General features: G+C 59.5%; 2 protein-coding genes, 1 tRNA gene and 1 pseudogene. 1 reads left to right on the forward strand and 3 read right to left on the reverse strand.

Annotated elements, in window-relative coordinates; translation table 11 throughout:
- The 3 genes and pseudogenes from ACOVQ0_RS12430 to thyA all read right to left on the reverse strand — a co-directional run.
- Window positions 1-264: pseudogene (locus ACOVQ0_RS12430) on the reverse strand (alpha-ketoacid dehydrogenase subunit beta); the annotation flags it as partial.
- A complete protein-coding gene (locus tag ACOVQ0_RS12435) occupies window positions 261-1,544 on the reverse strand; it encodes a 3-methyl-2-oxobutanoate dehydrogenase (2-methylpropanoyl-transferring) subunit alpha (RefSeq protein ID WP_421884903.1) in 1,284 nt (427 codons plus the stop codon). The pseudogene ACOVQ0_RS12430 and the gene ACOVQ0_RS12435, both read right to left, overlap by 4 nt.
- 127 nt (window positions 1,545-1,671) lie before the next feature.
- Complete coding sequence (gene thyA / locus ACOVQ0_RS12440) at window positions 1,672-2,616, reverse strand: thymidylate synthase (protein ID WP_421884905.1); 945 nt, start codon at window positions 2,614-2,616, stop codon at window positions 1,672-1,674.
- A 141-nt stretch (window positions 2,617-2,757) separates the two neighbouring features.
- Between thyA and ACOVQ0_RS12445 the strand changes: the two genes are divergently transcribed.
- A tRNA-Pro gene (locus tag ACOVQ0_RS12445) sits at window positions 2,758-2,834 on the forward strand.
- Window positions 2,835-2,838 lie beyond the last annotated feature (4 nt).

A 2,838-nucleotide genomic window follows, 5' to 3' on the forward strand; every position in this document is an offset into this window, starting at 1 on the left:
GCCATAGGCACCCATGCCCACTGCCACGCCGATAATGCCGCATTCGCTGATCGGCGTATCGAACACGCGCGTCTTGCCGTATTTCTTCTGCAGGCCCGCCGTTGCGCGAAACACGCCGCCGAAGTAGCCGACATCTTCGCCCATCACGACTACGTTGGGATCGCGCTCCATCATGATGTCGAGCGCATCGTTGATCGCCTCAATCATGTTCATGCGGCGGGTCGGAGCCTCAGCAAGGCTGACCGGTGTTTCTTCGTAGGTCATGCCTCTTTCCATTCCGGCCATTTGACGCGACGTTCGTGAATTGCCTGCTCGCTCTGCTCCTGCAGATGCCAGGGCAGATCCTCGAACACGTCTTCGAACATGGTGTGGAACGGATGGTGCAAACCGTGCCCGAGAATGCCGTTCTTCTCGGCCTCCTTGGTTGCGACCTTCACTTGCTCCATAAGCTCGCGATCCATCTCGGCGTGCTGTTCTTCGGACCATTCGCCAAGCGTAATCAGATGCTTTTTCAGGCGGTTGATCGGATCGCCCAAAGGCCATTCTTCCCGCTCGTGCGCAGACCGGTACTGGCCCGGATCGTCAGACGTGGAGTGCCCTTCCGCGCGATAGGTGAAGTGTTCGATAAGCGTCGGTCCCGCGTTCGACCGGGCGCGGTTGGCGGCCCATTCGGTGGCGGCATAAACCGCCAAAGGATCGTTTCCGTCCACCCGCAACCCGGCCATGCCATAGCCTATCGCGCGTGCGGCAAACGTCGTTCGTTCCGCCCCGGCAAAGCCCGAAAAGCTCGAAATCGCCCATTGGTTGTTGACGACGTTGAATATGACAGGGGCGTTATAGACGGTGGCAAAGGTCATGGCCGAATGGAAATCGCCTTCCGCCGTTGAACCCTCGCCGATCCACGTCGCCGCAATGCGGCTGTCGCCCTTGATCGCGCTGGCCATCGCCCAGCCAACGGCCTGGGGATATTGCGTGGCCAGATTGCCGCTGATCGTGAAGAAAGAAGCCTCGCGCGCCGAATACATGATCGGCAACTGGCGGCCCTTCAACTTGTCGGCGCGGTTCGAATAGATCTGGTTGATCATCTCGACGATGGGATAACCACGCGCGATCAGGATGCCCTGCTGACGATAGCTGGGGAACACCATGTCATCGTTCGCCAGCGCCATTGCCGGAGCAACCGACGTTGCCTCCTCGCCAGTACACTTCATGTAGAAGCTGGTCTTGCCCTGCCGCTGGCCGCGATACATCCGGTCATCGAAAGCGCGGGTAAGTGCCATCGTGCGCAACATCCGCCGCAATGTTTCGGCATCCAGCTTGGGATCCCAAGGACCGACTGCGCGGTCATCCTCAGTCAGCACGCGCACCAGATCGAGGCAAAGAGGGTGCGTATCGGACGCCGCGCAGCTCTCGTCGGGGCGTGGTTGCTCGCCTGCTGCGGTAATCTGAAGATGTGAATAGTCGACCTTGTCGCCGGGCCGGAACCGAGGTTCTGGCACATGCAGCGACAGCGACGGCAGATTGCCACGCGCGCTTGTGCTCATTGTGCGAACGCCTGCATTTTTGACTCTCCCGCACCGAATCAGCCTTTGCAAATGCAAAGTCAGACTGATGCAAAGTTATATACGTGTGTTATTTTATTTCACACACCTTATCGAGTCAATCGCAGCTTCAGACCGCTACGGGTGCCGAAATGTGGCCCTGCGGCGCGTAACCCGTCACTTCGAAATCCTCGATCCGATAGTCGAAAATGCTATCTGGTCGGCGCGATATGGCAAGGCGCGGATCGCCTTCCGGTTCCCGGCCAAGCTGTGCTTCAACCAAATCCGCGTGATTGAGGTAAAGATGGGTGTCGCCGCCCATCCACACCAGCTCGCCCGGCTCAAGATCGCACTGTTGCGCCAGCAGGCGAACAAATAACGCCGCTCCCCAAAGATTAAATGGAAGTCCCAGCGCCACATCGCAACTGCGCTGATAGAGCAGTCCGTTCAGCTTGTTGCCGCTGACGTGGAACTGGTAGGTCTTGTGACAGGGCGGCAATGCCATCTGGTCAAGCTCGGCCACGTTCCAGCCTTCCACGATGTGGCGACGGCTACCGGGGTTGTTCTTCAGCGATTCCACGACATCGGCCACCTGATTGATCCCTGCGCGGCGCTGCCTGAACAGCCCCTCGCCCACAGGTTCGTAGACCGGCCAGTTGACCCACTGTTTGCCATAGACCGGGCCAAGATCGCCCCATTCAGCGGCAAAGGCTGCGTCTGCCACGATCCGGGCGGAAAATTCGGAGCGGGCGATATCCTCACCAGTCACCTTGCGGTAGCGGTCCAGCGGCCAGTCGGTCCATATTTCCACGCCTTGCGCGCACAAGGCGCGAATGTTGGTGTCACCGGTCAGAAACCACAGGAATTCTCGCGTGGCTGTTTTCCAGTAGACGCGCTTGGTCGTCAGCAGCGGCATCCGACCGTCTGACAGGTCAAACCGCAATTGCGCACCGAAAACAGAGCGTGTGCCTACGCCGGTGCGGTCAATCCGTTCGTCGCCCTGCTCCCATATCTCGCGCATGAGATCGAGATACTGCCATTCATAATGGCGGGCGGAATCGGCGCGTTTCAACATGGCCAGCCTTCTACCGCCGCGCGCCCGCAGGCGCAAAAACCAGCCTGTGAAAAAACTTGTCCCTTCCCGCTTGCCAGTACCGGAACTGCTTCGTATAGGGCGCCCCTGCCTCGCAGCCGGGTCACCGGCTTGCGGATCGGTCGGGGAATAGCTCAGCCTGGTAGAGCACTGTCTTCGGGAGGCAGGGGCCGGAGGTTCGAATCCTCTTTCCCCGACCATTTC

It is taken from the genome of Novosphingobium sp. (genome assembly GCF_049240505.1).
In the GTDB taxonomy this organism is placed as follows: Bacteria; Pseudomonadota; Alphaproteobacteria; order Sphingomonadales; family Sphingomonadaceae; genus Novosphingobium.